At 54.0% G+C, this 14,780-nt stretch carries 16 protein-coding genes; 4 read left to right on the top strand and 12 right to left on the bottom strand.

Going from position 1 to position 14,780, the window contains the following annotated elements:
* Positions 1 to 81 precede the first annotated feature (81 nt).
* Both OGY10_RS15480 and OGY10_RS15475 read right to left on the bottom strand, forming a co-directional pair.
* Positions 82 to 717, bottom strand: a complete 636-nt coding sequence (locus OGY10_RS15480; RefSeq protein ID WP_003828632.1) for an NAD(P)H-binding protein — start codon at positions 715 to 717, stop codon at positions 82 to 84.
* A 36-nt stretch (positions 718 to 753) separates the two neighbouring features.
* Positions 754 to 1,182, bottom strand: coding sequence for a YhbP family protein (locus OGY10_RS15475; protein WP_003828634.1), 429 nt, complete (start codon positions 1,180 to 1,182; stop codon positions 754 to 756).
* Between the two features lie 52 nt (positions 1,183 to 1,234).
* Here OGY10_RS15475 and OGY10_RS15470 point away from each other — a divergent pair, with 52 nt between their 5' ends.
* On the top strand, positions 1,235 to 1,525 hold the full coding sequence (locus OGY10_RS15470) for a GIY-YIG nuclease family protein (RefSeq protein WP_032945094.1): 291 nt from the start codon (positions 1,235 to 1,237) through the stop codon (positions 1,523 to 1,525).
* On the opposite strand, the gene OGY10_RS15465 is transcribed toward OGY10_RS15470, so the two are convergent.
* Both OGY10_RS15465 and ubiT read right to left on the bottom strand, forming a co-directional pair.
* On the bottom strand, positions 1,522 to 2,025 hold the full coding sequence (locus OGY10_RS15465) for a GNAT family N-acetyltransferase (protein WP_286576985.1): 504 nt from the start codon (positions 2,023 to 2,025) through the stop codon (positions 1,522 to 1,524). The genes OGY10_RS15470 and OGY10_RS15465 overlap by 4 nt on opposite strands.
* Positions 2,019 to 2,543, bottom strand: a complete 525-nt coding sequence (ubiT, locus tag OGY10_RS15460; RefSeq protein WP_286576984.1) for a ubiquinone anaerobic biosynthesis accessory factor UbiT — start codon at positions 2,541 to 2,543, stop codon at positions 2,019 to 2,021. Before ubiT ends, OGY10_RS15465 begins: the two co-directional genes overlap by 7 nt.
* Positions 2,544 to 2,763: 220 nt before the next feature.
* Between ubiT and ubiU the strand changes: the two genes are divergently transcribed.
* From ubiU to OGY10_RS15445, 3 genes are all read left to right on the top strand, one after another.
* A complete protein-coding gene (gene ubiU / locus OGY10_RS15455; RefSeq protein ID WP_286576983.1) occupies positions 2,764 to 3,759 on the top strand; it encodes a ubiquinone anaerobic biosynthesis protein UbiU in 996 nt (331 codons plus the stop codon).
* An 8-nt stretch (positions 3,760 to 3,767) separates the two neighbouring features.
* Entirely contained in the window at positions 3,768 to 4,646 is an 879-nt protein-coding gene (locus OGY10_RS15450) for a U32 family peptidase (RefSeq protein WP_502873680.1), read from the top strand.
* Positions 4,647 to 4,824: 178 nt separating this feature from the next.
* The gene (locus OGY10_RS15445; protein ID WP_060683136.1) at positions 4,825 to 5,832 is read left to right on the top strand and encodes a luciferase-like monooxygenase; all 1,008 of its coding nucleotides are present in this window, start codon (positions 4,825 to 4,827) and stop codon (positions 5,830 to 5,832) included.
* 88 nt (positions 5,833 to 5,920) lie between these two features.
* Here OGY10_RS15445 and mtr read toward each other — a convergent pair whose 3' ends face one another.
* The 8 genes from mtr to rbfA all read right to left on the bottom strand — a co-directional run bounded on the left by mtr (position 5,921) and on the right by rbfA (position 14,684).
* Entirely contained in the window at positions 5,921 to 7,165 is a 1,245-nt protein-coding gene (mtr, locus tag OGY10_RS15440) for a tryptophan permease (RefSeq protein WP_286576979.1), read from the bottom strand.
* Between the two features lie 146 nt (positions 7,166 to 7,311).
* A complete protein-coding gene (locus OGY10_RS15435) occupies positions 7,312 to 9,240 on the bottom strand; it encodes a DEAD/DEAH family ATP-dependent RNA helicase (protein WP_003828643.1) in 1,929 nt (642 codons plus the stop codon).
* Complete coding sequence (gene yrbN / locus OGY10_RS15430; protein ID WP_010723222.1) at positions 9,233 to 9,313, bottom strand: protein YrbN; 81 nt, start codon at positions 9,311 to 9,313, stop codon at positions 9,233 to 9,235. The genes OGY10_RS15435 and yrbN overlap by 8 nt, the downstream gene beginning before the upstream one ends.
* A 106-nt stretch (positions 9,314 to 9,419) precedes the next feature.
* The gene (gene nlpI / locus OGY10_RS15425) at positions 9,420 to 10,304 is read right to left on the bottom strand and encodes a lipoprotein NlpI (RefSeq protein ID WP_003024982.1); all 885 of its coding nucleotides are present in this window, start codon (positions 10,302 to 10,304) and stop codon (positions 9,420 to 9,422) included.
* A gap of 109 nt (positions 10,305 to 10,413) precedes the next feature.
* Complete coding sequence (gene pnp / locus OGY10_RS15420) at positions 10,414 to 12,546, bottom strand: polyribonucleotide nucleotidyltransferase (RefSeq protein WP_286576978.1); 2,133 nt, start codon at positions 12,544 to 12,546, stop codon at positions 10,414 to 10,416.
* A gap of 246 nt (positions 12,547 to 12,792) precedes the next feature.
* Positions 12,793 to 13,062, bottom strand: coding sequence for a 30S ribosomal protein S15 (gene rpsO, locus OGY10_RS15415; protein WP_000059465.1), 270 nt, complete (start codon positions 13,060 to 13,062; stop codon positions 12,793 to 12,795).
* A 273-nt stretch (positions 13,063 to 13,335) separates the two neighbouring features.
* Positions 13,336 to 14,280 carry a tRNA pseudouridine(55) synthase TruB gene (gene truB, locus OGY10_RS15410; protein ID WP_286576977.1) on the bottom strand — a complete coding sequence of 315 codons (945 nt, stop codon included), beginning with the start codon at positions 14,278 to 14,280 and terminating at the stop codon, positions 13,336 to 13,338.
* On the bottom strand, positions 14,280 to 14,684 hold the full coding sequence (gene rbfA, locus OGY10_RS15405; protein WP_003024988.1) for a 30S ribosome-binding factor RbfA: 405 nt from the start codon (positions 14,682 to 14,684) through the stop codon (positions 14,280 to 14,282). Before rbfA ends, truB begins: the two co-directional genes overlap by 1 nt.
* Positions 14,685 to 14,780: the final 96 nt, after the last annotated feature.

The following is a 14,780-nucleotide window of genomic DNA, read 5'->3' as shown; positions in this document are numbered from 1 at the left end:
GCCTGTAGATGGCATCTTATCCGGCCTACAGAACGTAATCGTTTGTAGGCCGGAGAAGCGTCAGCGCCATCCGGCATTTTTTTATTTAGCCCTTTCGCGTAGCTCGGAAGAGGTCAGGATCGAAACCCCTTCATGCCCAGGCGCCAGCGCTTCTGCCAGCATTGCCCGCGCAACATCGCGCGCTTCAATCGACTTCCAGTTACCCGGTAGCAGCCTGAACAACGGCGCTAAAAACATCTCATTCGTCCGCTGTTTGTCCCTATCCCCCAGTAGCATTGAAGGCCGGACAATCGTCAGCCGTGGCCAATTCTGCGCGATCAGCGCCTGCTCCATTTCACCTTTCACCCGATTATAAAAAAACGGTGAATTCGCATTGGCGCCCATCGAACTCACCACCAGCATATGCTGGGCGCCTAACCTACGTCCCGTCAGGGCCGTATCTACCACCAGCGTGTAGTCAGCATGGATAAACGCCTCTTTGCTGCCCGCTTCACGCCGGGTAGTCCCCAAACAACAAAAGACAATATCGACCGGATCGGTGACCTGTGCCAAAGCATCGGTTAGCTGCGGATCATGGGGGTTATAGATACCAACCGTATCTGCCAGCGGTCGACGCGTTGGTGCCGTGATGGCATTGACCCGCGGTTCATTGAGCAGCATACGCAGCAAATGTCCGCCCACCAGCCCCGTGGCTCCCGTTATTAACACCTGACTCATCGCTTATCTTCCCAGGGTCTTCAATCACTGTTCTAACTATAGATCACGCAGCCAGTGCATCTTTTTACCGAAGCCCAGCGTGTTGTCCGTAAATTTAACTTCATCCAGTCGAATCTCCCATACGGGCGCTGGCAGCATTCTGGCAACGGGGAAACGACGGTTGTAGGCTTTACGCGCGTCTTCGCTCTCCTGCCCCTCAAGACGCCGGATTTCCCCTTTGAACTGTACGCCACGAATCAGAGCGACGGTTTTAGGCTGACCGTTTACTGTACCGGCAATCGGCGCGCGTGGTCCGGACATCTGCGCATGCCGCGTTTTCTCTTCGGTCAGCACATAGAACACCATCTTCTGCGCATCAAACAGGTAAAACGCATTGGCGCACCACAATTCACCTTCATGGTGTACGCACCAGGTCACGACGTGCTGTTTTGCCAGCCAGCGAGACACCGCAGTCAGTGTTTCCATTTCTGTTCTCTTTTATACTGTAGGCCTGAAAATTATCACGTCGATGGTAACAATGACACCCTGGTATCTGTACCTGATCCGTACCGCAGACAACGCCTTATACACCGGAATAACCACCGATGTGCAGCGCCGCTATAAGCAGCATCAAAGTGGGAAAGGCGCGAAGGCGCTACGCGGAAAGGGGGAACTCACGTTGGCATTTGCGGCGCAGGTCGGCGACCGTTCGCTGGCCCTGCGCATAGAGTATCGCGTTAAACAGCTCACCAAGCGGCAGAAAGAGCGCCTTGTCGAAGGCGAAGGGTTTGAGGCGCTATTAAGCAGCCTGCAAACCCCGGAAGCTTAAAAGCGATTGAAGTGGTCGTGGTATTCCACAAGTCCCGTCACGTCATCCAGCGCATCGTCCGCCAGGCGATGAACCTGGAACGCGCTTTCGGTGCCCGGCCAGCGGCAACGCAGGTCATGATGGGCCGCCAGCTCAAAGCCAAAGCGGCTGTACAGGGCCGGATCCCCCAGCGTAACCACCGCTGCGTAGCCAAACTCATTCAGTGAATCGAGTCCTTCATAGACCAGCTGACGCGCCAGGCCCTGCCCCCGGTAGTTTTCATCCACCGCGAGCGGCGCCATGCCGACCCATTGCAGATCTTCACCCTGAACATCGACTGGGCTGAACGCGACGTAACCCACTACCTGACCTTCGTCATCGGTAGCAACCAGACCCAGCGTTAAGAAACCATCTTCACGCAGGTCGTGCACTAATTTCGCTTCCGCATCGCTCTCAAATGAACGGCGCAGCAGCGCATCAATACCAGGGGCATCAATGGGAATTTCAACTCGAATCAGCATGGCTCACCTACCGAGGTCTGTTTGGTTTCTGGCGACGTTTTCATCCCCGCCTCAACAAAATCCGCCAACTGCATCAGCATGACGCGCAACGCTTTAGGCATCTGCTCCAGTTCGATGGCATCCATCAGATTTTTTACGTATAGCCCTAATTCTGTATCACCTTCAATCACCAGACGACGCTGGAAGAAAAGCGTATCCGGATCCTGCTTGCGGGCCACGATCATCAGCAGATCGCTGGCATCGGCGCTAAAACTCACATCCGCATCTGCATTCTGGCTGACGATAAGTTTATCGTTCTCAACAGAGGTATACCATTTGAGGTCAATGTCACGCACATGAATGCTCAGCCAGCGACCTTCGAGAAACTCCAGCTCCCTATCGGCCAGCGCCTGACTAAACTGCCAGCTCAGGACCTGCTCCAGAACCTGGCGCTTCAGCGCAAAGGGCGTCAGTTTAACTGGTACACTCATCAGAGAAGGACCAAATTGTACTAAGCGTGAACGCAGTTTATCCAACACGAGCTTTACTCCCTGTTTCAATAGTCCTGCTATTTTGCCATATCAAATAAACGACATAGCGGCATAAATCAACAATTCGATGCGAAATTGTTACCTCTTTATTGGTGTCACCAATACGACTTTAACTGCCTCAAATCAAAAATTGTCTCAGCAAGGTTAACTAAAATCCCCATTCGTTAACATTTCTGCGCCCATCACGGCGCAACGTTCAGGATAAATTATGGAGCTGCTCTGCCCTGCCGGAAACCTACCGGCGCTTAAGGCGGCCATCGAGAACGGCGCTGATGCTGTCTACATCGGGCTGAAAGATGATACCAACGCCCGTCATTTCGCCGGCCTTAATTTTACCGAGAAAAAATTGCAGGAAGCGGTGAGTTTTGTCCATCAGCACCGCCGTAAGCTGCACATTGCGATTAACACTTTTGCGCACCCGGATGGTTACGCGCGCTGGCAACGTGCCGTTGATATGGCAGCGCAACTCGGTGCAGATGCGCTGATCCTTGCCGACCTCGCCATGCTTGAGTATGCCGCAGAGTGCTACCCGCATATTGAGCGCCATGTCTCTGTTCAGGCATCTGCAACCAATGAAGAGGCAATTAATTTCTATCATCGCAATTTTGACGTCGCCCGCGTGGTGCTGCCGCGCGTGCTGTCTATTCATCAGGTGAAGCAGCTCGCTCGCGTCACGCCAGTTCCCCTGGAAGTGTTCGCCTTCGGTAGCCTGTGCATTATGGCGGAAGGCCGTTGCTATCTTTCGTCCTATCTGACGGGTGAGTCTCCTAACACGGTTGGTGCCTGCTCGCCTGCCCGTTTTGTCCGCTGGCAACAGACCCAACAAGGGCTGGAATCCCGTCTTAATGAAGTGCTGATCGACCGCTATCAGGACGGGGAAAACGCCGGTTATCCGACGCTATGCAAAGGCCGCTATCTGGTTGACGGCGAGCGTTATCATGCGCTGGAAGAACCCACCAGCCTGAACACGCTGGAGCTGCTGCCGGAACTACTGGCAGCCAATATTGCCTCGGTGAAAATCGAAGGTCGTCAGCGCAGCCCGGCCTATGTCAGTCAGGTGGCGAAAGTGTGGCGTCAGGCGATCGACCGCTGTATGACCGACCCGCAAAACTACGTCCCGCAGGCCGCGTGGATGGAAACGCTCGGTTCTATGTCCGAAGGCACGCAGACCACGCTTGGCGCGTATCACCGTAAATGGCAGTGAGAGAAGCAATGAAATATTCCTTAGGGCCGGTGCTGTGGTACTGGCCGAAAGAAACGCTGGAAGATTTTTATCAGCAGGCTGCCGTAAGCCAGGCCGACGTTATCTATCTTGGTGAAGCGGTATGCAGTAAACGCCGCGCCACCAAAGTGGGCGACTGGCTCGATATGGCGAAATCGCTCGCTGGCAGCGGTAAACAGGTTGTGCTGTCAACACTGGCGCTGGTGCAGGCCTCTTCTGAACTGGGAGAGCTGAAGCGCTATGTCGAAAACGGTGACTTCCTGCTGGAAGCCAGCGATCTCGGCGTAGTAAACATGTGCGCCGAGCGTAAGCTGCCGTTTGTCGCCGGGCATGCGCTCAACTGCTACAACGCGGTTACCCTGCGTATCCTGCTCAAACAAGGCATGGTGCGCTGGTGTATGCCGGTAGAGCTTTCCCGCGACTGGCTGGCAAACCTGCTCAACCAGTGTGATGAGCTGGGTATTCGCAATCAGTTTGAAGTTGAGGTGCTGAGCTACGGGCATCTGCCGCTGGCGTACTCTGCCCGCTGCTTTACCGCGCGCTCTGAAGACCGTCCAAAAGACGAGTGTAAAACCTGCTGCATCAAATATCCGAACGGGCGCGATGTGCTGTCGCAGGAGAATCAGCAGGTCTTTGTCCTCAACGGGATCCAGACCATGAGCGGTTATGTTTACAACCTCGGCAACGAACTGACATCGATGCAGGGGCTGGTTGATATTGTGCGTCTGTCCCCTTCAGGCACTGAAACATTCGCCATGCTCGATGCCTTCCGCGCCAATGAAAATGGCAGTGCCCCATTACCGCTTGCCGCCCACAGTGACTGTAACGGCTACTGGAAGCGACTGGCTGGACTGGAGCTGCAGGCCTAGCCGGATGCGGCATAAATGCCTTATCGGGCCTACAAATAGCGATCCCGTAGGCCCGATAAGCGCAGCGCCATCGGGCATGTTATATTCGGTGCCCGCCGTATAAAGCTCACTTTGTTAACAACATTCGCTAATCTTTAATGCAGTATTAAAAGATTAACCGGTAACAAAGTGAGCCGTTATGACTGACAAAACTATTCCGTTCTCGGTGCTGGATCTGGCGCCGATCCCTGAAGGATCCTCGGCAAAAGAGGCCTTCACACACTCGCTTGATCTCGCTCAACTGGCCGAAAAACGCGGCTACCACCGCTACTGGCTGGCGGAACATCACAACATGACCGGCATCGCCAGCGCAGCAACCTCAGTGCTGATTGGTTATCTGGCTGCCAATACCACCACGCTGCATCTCGGGTCTGGCGGCGTGATGTTGCCTAACCATTCGCCGCTGGTGATCGCCGAGCAGTTCGGTACCCTGAATACGCTGTATCCGGGACGAATCGATCTCGGGCTTGGTCGCGCACCGGGCAGCGATCAACCAACCATGCGCGCACTGCGCCGTCATATGAGCGGTGATATCGATAACTTCCCACGCGACGTCGCTGAACTGGTGGACTGGTTCGACGCCCGCGATCCTAATCCCCATGTACGCCCGGTTCCCGGCTACGGCGAGCAGATCCCGGTCTGGTTATTAGGCTCTAGCCTGTACAGCGCACAACTGGCGGCCCAGCTTGGTCTGCCGTTTGCCTTCGCCTCGCACTTTGCCCCGGATATGCTGCATCAGGCGCTGCATTTGTATCGCACCCAATTCAAACCCTCGGCGCGGCTGGCAAAACCGTATGCGATGGTGTGCATCAACATTATTGCCGCCGACAGCAATCGCGACGCCGAGTTTCTTTTCACCTCCATGCAGCAGGCATTTATGAAGCTGCGTCGTGGCGAAACCGGCCAGCTACCGCCGCCGGTAGAGAATATGCATCAGCTGTGGTCCGCTTCTGAGCAGTACGGCGTACAACAGGCGCTAAGCATGTCGCTGGTCGGTGATAAGGCAAAAGTGCGGCATGGTCTCGACGCCATTTTGCGTGAAACCCAGGCTGATGAGATTATGGTTAACGGCCAGATTTTTGATCATCAGGCACGTCTACATTCGTTTGATTTGGCGATGGATGTGAAGCAGGAATTATTGGGGTAGTACTATTTGTGCCGGATGGCGGCTGCGCCTTATCCGGCCTACTCAATCTCTGTAGGCCCGGTAAGCGTAGCGCCACCGGGCAATTGTTTTACTGGTATACAGGCAACAGATTCACGCTCGAGAGAATATGGATAACCGCGTTGCCGATACCGAATACCAGGATCAGCGCAATCATCGGCTTACCGCCCCAGACACGGAATTTCGGGCTACCGAAACGCTCGCGGGATTTACGTGCCAGCAGCGCCGGAACAATGGCGGCCCAGATGGTTGCCGCGAGTCCTGCATAGCCAATGGCGTACAGGAAACCGTTCGGCCACAGCAAGCCACCGATAATTGGTGGGACAAACGTCAGCAATGCCGTTTTGAAACGTCCCATTGCCGAGTCATCAAAGCCAAACAGATCCGCCAGATAGTCAAACAGACCGAGCGTAACGCCGAGGAATGAACTCGCCACCGCAAAGTTGGAGAACACCACCAGCAGCAGATCCAGACTGCGGCTGTTTAGTACACCGCTCAGCGCCTGTACCAGCACATCAATGTTACCGCCCTGCTGCGCAATACCGATAAACTCCGGACGCGGAATATTACCCATCGTCCCCAGCAACCACACGGTATACAGCACCAGCGCCAGCAGCGTGCCGTACACCAGACACTTAACGATGGTCTTCGGATCTTTGCCGTAGTACTTCATCAGGCTCGGGACGTTGCCGTGATAGCCGAATGAGGCCAGACAGAACGGCAGCGTCATCAGCAGGTACGGCGTATACGAAGCATTGCTTTCCGCCACGTTAAACAACGTTGTGGGCTGAACGTGTCCCAATAAGCTGCCGAAGGTCAGGAAAAAGGTAATCACCTTTGCGCCCAGCACAATCGCCGTCATGCGGCTCACCGCTTTGGTACTTAACCACACCACAAACGCCACCAGTAACGCAAAGCCAAGACCTGCCGCACGCGCCGGAACGTTCAACGACATCTCGGAGAAGGTGTGGTGCAGGATCGAACCGCTCGCCGAGATATACGCGTAGGTCAGAATATAGAGAACGAAAGCAATCGAGATGCCGTTCGCCACGTTCCAGCCTTTGCCCAGCAGATCTTTCGTGATGGTGTCGAAACTGGAGCCAATGCGGTAATTGAGGTTAGCTTCAAGGATCATCAGCCCGGAGTGCAGCATGCAGAACCAGGTGAAGATCAGCGCTGCCATTGACCAGAAGAACCACGCCCCGGACATGACCACTGGCAGAGAAAACATCCCCGCGCCAATTATGGTGCCGCCGATGATCACCACGCCGCCGAGCAGCGAAGGTGACGTTTGGGTGGTGGTTAGTGTTGCCATTTAGCCATCTCTCCAGTCATTTATATTGTGACTACATCTCAATGTGCTGCACTGTACCAGTACGCGAGTACAATTGAAATAAAAAAAGCCCCGATTGTTGAGATCGGGGCCGTATATTTTACTTTACAGCTATAAAGCTAAAAGGCTTATGCATCACCGCCGAAACGACGACGACCAGCAGAGTCATCACGACGCGGAGCAGAAGAATCGTCACGACGCGGACCACGGTTGCCTTCACGACGTTCGCCGCTGAAACGACGACCATCACCACGACCGCCTTCACGACGTTCACCGCTAAAGTTACGACCTTCACCGCGACCGCCTTCACGACGCTCACCGCTGAAACGACCACCGCCACGACGCTCACCACCGGTGTGCGGAACCGCATCGCCAACCAGCTGCATGTTCATCGGCTTGTTCAGGATGCGAGTACGGGTAAAGTGCTGCAGCACGTCGCCCGGCATACCTTTCGGCAGTTCGATGGTGGAGTGGGAAGCAAACAGCTTGATGTTACCGATGTAACGGCTGCTGATATCACCTTCGTTAGCAATCGCACCAACGATATGACGAACTTCAACACCGTCATCACGGCCCACTTCAATGCGGTACAGCTGCATGTCACCAACATCACGACGTTCACGACGCGGACGGTCTTCACCACCACGGTCATTACGGTCACGAGGGCCACGATCGTTGCGGTCGCGCGGACCACGGTCATCACGGTCGCGGAATTCGCGTTTCGGACGCATCGGCGCATCTGGCGGCAGGATCAGAGGACGTTCGCCCTGAGCCATTTTCAGCAGTGCAGCTGCCAGCGTTTCGATATCCAGCTCTTCTTCCGGCTGCATTTTCGCCAGCAGAGCACGGTACTGATCCAGATCGCTACTTTCCAGCTGCTGCTGAACTTTAGCAGCGAATTTTTCCAGACGGCGTTTGCCCAGCAGATCTGCGTTCGGCAGTTCTACTTCCGGAATAGTCAGCTTCATGGTGCGTTCGATGTTACGCAGCAGACGACGCTCGCGGTTCTCAACGAACAGCAGCGCACGACCCGCACGACCCGCACGACCGGTACGGCCAATACGGTGAACGTAAGACTCGGAATCCATCGGGATGTCGTAGTTAACAACCAGGCTGATACGCTCAACGTCCAGGCCACGGGCCGCAACGTCGGTTGCAATCAGAATATCCAGACGGCCATCTTTCAGACGCTCCAGAGTCTGCTCACGCAGGGACTGGTTCATGTCGCCGTTCAGTGCAGCGCTGCTATAACCGCTACGCTCCAGCGCTTCTGCTACTTCCAGGGTCGCATTTTTGGTACGTACGAAGATAATCGCCGCATCAAAGTCTTCTGCTTCCAGGAAACGCACCAGCGCTTCATTTTTACGCATGCCCCACACAGTCCAGTAGCTCTGGCTGATGTCAGGACGGGTAGTTACGCTGGACTGAATACGTACTTCCTGCGGCTCTTTCATAAAGCGGCGGGTAATACGACGAATCGCTTCCGGCATGGTTGCAGAGAACAGAGCGGTCTGATGACCTTCCGGGATCTGTGCCATGATGGTTTCAACGTCTTCGATGAAGCCCATACGCAGCATTTCGTCAGCTTCGTCCAGTACTAGACCGCTCAGTTTGGAGAGGTCCAGAGTACCACGCTTCAGGTGATCCAGCAGACGACCCGGCGTACCGACGACGATCTGTGGCCCCTGACGCAGGGCACGTAATTGCACGTCATAACGCTGGCCGCCGTACAGGGCAACCACGTTCACGCCGCGCATATGTTTAGAGAAATCCGTCATGGCTTCTGCTACCTGAACCGCCAGTTCGCGGGTCGGTGCCAGCACCAGAATCTGAGGTGCCTTCAGCTCAGGATCAAGATTGTTGAGCAGCGGTAAAGAGAACGCTGCGGTTTTGCCGCTACCTGTCTGGGCCATACCCAGAACATCGCGGCCGCCCAGCAGATGCGGAATGCACTCTGCCTGGATTGGAGATGGTTTTTCGTAACCCAGATCGTTAAGGGCTTCAAGGATAGGAGCCTTCAGGCCCAGATCTGCAAAAGTGGTTTCGAATTCAGCCATGTAGTACGTGTGCCTCAAAATTAATGGCGGCCAGTCTACATAACTCATCATGAAATTGATCTGCAATTTTCATTGAAAAGTGTGAACCGGCTCAAAGTAGGTGTATTAACGAACAACAACGCCCTCACCCGTGAAGGTGATGGCAATCAAAAAAGATTACGGGCTGATGTGTACGTCAGCTATTGCTGGTCCGATTCTGCCAGGTCATCTTGGTCCTGGCCCAGGAGCGATAATTCCAACAATGCGTATCGGTGCTCAACAAAGTTATGAACGTTGTTAGCCACCGCCAGTTTGAACAATGCCGTAGCGTTGTCCAAATCCCCCAGACTTAGGTAGTACTTACCTAAATAGAAGTTGGTTTCACTGAGATGCTCAGCGAGCGAGGTGTTATCCGTTGCGTCCGCCTTCAGGCGTTCCATCAGCGTTGCTTCGCTAATGTTGCCCAGGTAGAACTCGACAATGTTCCATCCCCATTGCTCTTTATCCGATTTCTCAAAGCGTTGCTTCAACGCTTCTTTAGCCTGCTTCTCATCGAGCTTCTGCTCGGCAAGATAAAGCCACAGACTACGGAAAGGATCATTGGGATCGTCTTGATAAAACGCTAGCAGATCATCTTGCGCTAACTTGTCGCGACCGCCGTAATACAATGCGATACCGCGATTTAAGTGCGCGTAGTTGTAAGTTGGATCAAGCTCAAGTACAGAATCAAACGCTTCATAGGCAGCATCAAAATTGCCTGCCTGCGTTAAATATATACCTAAGTAATTGAATACTTCAGGCATATCTGGTCGGATTGCCAGCGCTTGTGAAAAATCATTTCGCGCCAATGCCCTCAGACCGAGACTATCATACAACACTCCGCGCTCATATAAAAGCTGTGCGCGTTCGTCATCGGTTAAAGCCCGACTGGCAAGAATTTGTTCCATACGTGCCAGAATCACTTCCTGCTGCAAAGTCGGTTGCAATGGTACTGCGAGGACTTCACTCTTTCGCCAGGCGGAATTACTGCATCCAGCCAGCGTGAGTGCTGTCGCAACGAAACACCAGCGCAAAAAAGGCTTCATTTCCCACTCCCGAAGACAACGATTGAATGAACGTCCAAGTTCCCCGGTTGCTAACAAGGCATCCTGCCGGGTTAAAGGCCCTCCGCTTTCACGGAGGGCAATGGCAACCTTACTCGCCCTGGCTTGCCGGAGCTTCCGGTTCGCCTGCAGGCTGAGACTGCTCAGTTGCTTCTTTAATGCTCAGACGTACACGGCCCTGGCGATCAACTTCCAGAACTTTGACCGGTACTTCCTGGCCCATCTGCAGGTAGTCGGTCACTTTCTCAACGCGCTTGTCAGCGATCTGAGAGATGTGTACCAGACCTTCTTTACCGCCACCGATGGCAACGAATGCGCCAAAGTCAACGATACGGGTCACTTTACCATTGTAGATACGGCCTACTTCGATCTCTGCGGTGATCTCTTCGATACGACGGATAGCATATTTCGCTTTCTCACCGTCGGTCGCAGCAATCTTCACGGTACCATCATCTTCGATTTCAATGGTGGTGCCGGTTTCTTCGGTCAGAGCACGGATAACAGAACCGCCTTTACCGATAACGTCTTTGATCTTGTCCGGGCTGATCTTGATAGTGTGGATACGCGGAGCGAACTGAGAAATATCGCCACGCGGAGCGTTGATCGCTTGTTCCATCACACCCAGGATGTGCAGACGCGCACCTTTAGCCTGGTTCAGAGCAACCTGCATGATCTCTTTGGTGATACCTTCAATTTTGATATCCATCTGCAGTGCAGAGATACCGTCGCGGGAACCCGCCACTTTGAAGTCCATATCGCCCAGGTGGTCTTCGTCGCCCAGGATGTCAGACAGAACAACAAAGTTGTCGCCTTCTTTCACCAGACCCATCGCGATACCCGCAACGGCTGCTTTGATCGGCACGCCTGCGTCCATCAGCGCCAGGGAAGCACCACATACGGAAGCCATGGAAGAAGAACCGTTAGATTCGGTGATTTCAGAAACCACACGTACGGTGTACGGGAATTTATCCAGTTCCGGCATTACTGCCAGTACGCCACGCTTCGCCAGACGGCCGTGACCAATCTCACGACGCTTCGGAGAACCGACCATACCGGTTTCACCTACGCAGTACGGAGGGAAGTTGTAGTGGAACAGGAAGTTGTCAGTACGCTCGCCCATCAGTTCGTCGAGGTTCTGCGCATCACGAGTGGTGCCCAGGGTCGCAGTAACCAGCGCCTGAGTTTCGCCACGGGTGAACAGTGCGGAACCGTGGGTACGAGGCAGAACGCCAGTACGCACGTCCAGGCCACGGATCATGTCTTTTTCACGGCCATCGATGCGCGGCTCGCCTGCCAGTACGCGGCTACGAACAACGTTTTTCTCGATAGCGTGCAGGATTTCACCCAGTTCGTTAGCGTCCAGGGTTTCGTCTTCAGCCACCAGAGTCGCGATGGTTTCAGATTTGATCACGTCAACCTGAGCATAACGCTCTTGTTTGTCAGTGATACGGTAAGCATCGCTCAGGCGAGCTTCTGCCAGTGTGGCAACGCGTGCGTTCAGCGCTTCGTTGACGGCTTCTGGCTGCCAGTCCCAACGCGGTTTGCCAGCTTCTTTCGCCAGCTCGTTGATCGCCTGAATCACAACCTGCTGCTGTTCGTGACCGAACACAACAGCGCCCAGCATCTGATCTTCGCTCAGCAGTTCAGCTTCGGATTCAACCATCAGTACGGCTGCTTCAGTACCTGCAACAACCAGGTCCAGCTTGCTTTCTTTCAGTTCGTCCTGAGTCGGGTTCAGTACGTACTGGTCATTGATGTAACCAACACGTGCAGCACCGATCGGGCCGTTGAATGGGATACCAGACAGAGTCAGCGCAGCAGATGCACCAATCATTGCCACGATGTCCGGGTTAACCTGCGGGTTAACGGAAACAACCGTCGCGATAACCTGAACTTCGTTAACGAAGCCTTCCGGGAACAGCGGGCGAACCGGGCGGTCAATCAGACGCGCGATCAGGGTTTCGCCTTCGCTCGGACGGCCTTCACGACGGAAGAAGCTACCCGGGATACGGCCAGCAGCGTAGGTACGCTCCTGATAGTTAACGGTCAGCGGGAAAAAGTCCTGGCCTGGTTTCGCTTTTTTCTGGCCAACAACGGTAACGAATACCGCGGTGTCATCCATGCTAACCATAACAGCGGCAGTCGCCTGACGCGCCATCATGCCGGTTTCCAGCGTAACGGTATGCTGACCGTACTGGAATTTACGAACGATCGGATTAAGCAAAATAATATCCTTTCTCTATTTTTTGACGGCACATTTTTGCGCCATCGTTAATACCCGATCTTCTGCGCATCCTCGCGACTAATGACAACCCTAACCCATAAGCATGAGTAAAGCCTCTCATTAGCCGCGCGAACCTCTGCAACGGAAGATCATTCATAGCAACAATACATTAGTTTCCAGCGAATTGCTGCCATCTGCTGGAAAAAAGGGGCCATGAAGGCCCCCTCTTTCTGAAACTCGAAAGAATTAGCGACGCAGGCCCAGACGCTCGATCAGCGCGGTGTAACGTGCAACATCTTTACGTTTCAGGTAGTCGAGCAGTTTACGACGCTGAGAAACCATGCGCAGCAGACCACGACGGCTGTGGTGATCTTTTTTGTGCTCTGCAAAGTGGCCCTGCAGGTGGTTAATCTGTGCAGTCAACAGAGCAACCTGAACATCGGTAGAACCGGTGTCATTTGCATCACGACCAAACTCAGAAACGATTTTAGCGGTAGCTTCAGTACTTAGAGACATTTTAAAACTCCAAAGTGATAAGAATGAAAGGATGCCGATCTCTAATTCAGCTATCCCAGTGTATACACTTTATCCTTCAAACTGGCTCTGCGTTGGCTGCGTCCGCTCACCTCAGTCACTTACCTAAGTAATCTCCTGAGGATCCTCAGACTTGCCGCCTTGATGCAGCTCGAATGATTTTGTGTATACGCCACGCAGATTGTTAAACAATTCACGCGACGTTAAGCGGCAGTATTCTACTCGCAGCGCCCTTTTATCGCAAGACAGAGAGCACTATGCAGGATACTCAACCACCAGGCGGCGGGGGGCGACACGACCTTCATCGTCCATCTCCCCCATGCCAATAAACTTGCCGTCATCGCCTTCCGTCACGCGTACCAGCCCTTCCAGCGGGGCGCCTGTCGTCCGTACCGGATTACCATTTTTAAAGTAAACCGACGATGTTAAAGGCAAATTAACAAAAGGATAGTCCGATGCCGGACTGTCCATTGGCATCAGCAAAGGATCAAGCAACTGAGCCGCCGGAATGTTCTGCTGTTCTGCCTGTTCAACCAGCTCACGCAGGTGTTCCAGTGTGACCATACGATCCACCGGATACTTGCTGACCGTCAGACGACGCAGATACGTTACGTGCGCGCCGCAGCCCAGCTTCTCACCGAGATCGTCAACGATGGTACGAATATAGGTGCCTTTGGAGCAGTGAACTTCCAGCTCCAGTTCGTTACCCTCGTGACGGATAAACAGCAGCTCATAGACGGTAATCGGGCGCGCTTCACGCGGCACTTCAATGCCCTGACGCGCATATTCGTACAGCTTCTTACCCTGATACTTCAGCGCCGAATACATCGACGGAATCTGCTCGATATCGCCGCGGAAAGTCTCCAGCGCACTCGCCAGTTGTTCTGCGGTGAAGGTTACCGGACGCTCCTGCACGATCTGCCCATCGGCATCGGAAGTGTCAGTACGCTGGCCCAGACGGGCAACCACGCGATAGCGTTTGTCAGAATCCAGCAAATACTGTGAAAACTTTGTCGCTTCACCAAGGCAGATAGGCAGCATACCTGTCGCCAGCGGATCCAACGCGCCGGTATGTCCCGCGCGGTTGGCATTGTAGATGCGCTTTACTTTTTGCAGCACGTCATTGCTGGACATGCCCTGCGGCTTATCCAGCAGCAGGACACCGTGAATATCGCGACCACGACGACGAGGACGACTCATCAGTCCTCCTTGCTGTCGTCCGCTGGGTTCACACGACGCTCATCGTCATGTTTCACCACGCTGGTCACCAGGTTGGACATGCGCATCCCTTCAACCAACGAGTTGTCGTAGAAGAAGGTCAGCTCAGGCACGATACGCAGACGCATTGCTTTACCCAGCAGAGAGCGGATAAAACCAGAGGCTTCCTGCAGTGCCTTAATGCCGTTTTTCACGGCAGCTTCGTCCTGATCGTTGAGGAAAGTCACGAATACTTTGGCATATGCCAGATCACGGGACATCTCAACACCCGATACGGTGGTCATCATGCCAACACGCGGGTCTTTGATTTCGCGTTGCAGGATGAGTGCGATTTCTTTCTGCATCTCCTGCGCGACACGCTGCGGGCGACCAAATTCTTTCGCCATAATAAATTCTCCAGACAAAAAAGGGGCATTCAGCCCCTTTTGAAAATAATTCGGTGATTAGGCTGTAGGCCTGATAAGCGTAGCGCCATCAGGCAT

The organism is Citrobacter sp. Cpo148, from assembly GCF_030332375.1.
Taxonomy (GTDB): Bacteria; Pseudomonadota; Gammaproteobacteria; order Enterobacterales; family Enterobacteriaceae; genus Citrobacter; species Citrobacter portucalensis.
The sequence above is the reverse complement of the archived record's forward strand: the minus strand, read 5'-3'. Positions and strand labels throughout refer to the sequence as shown.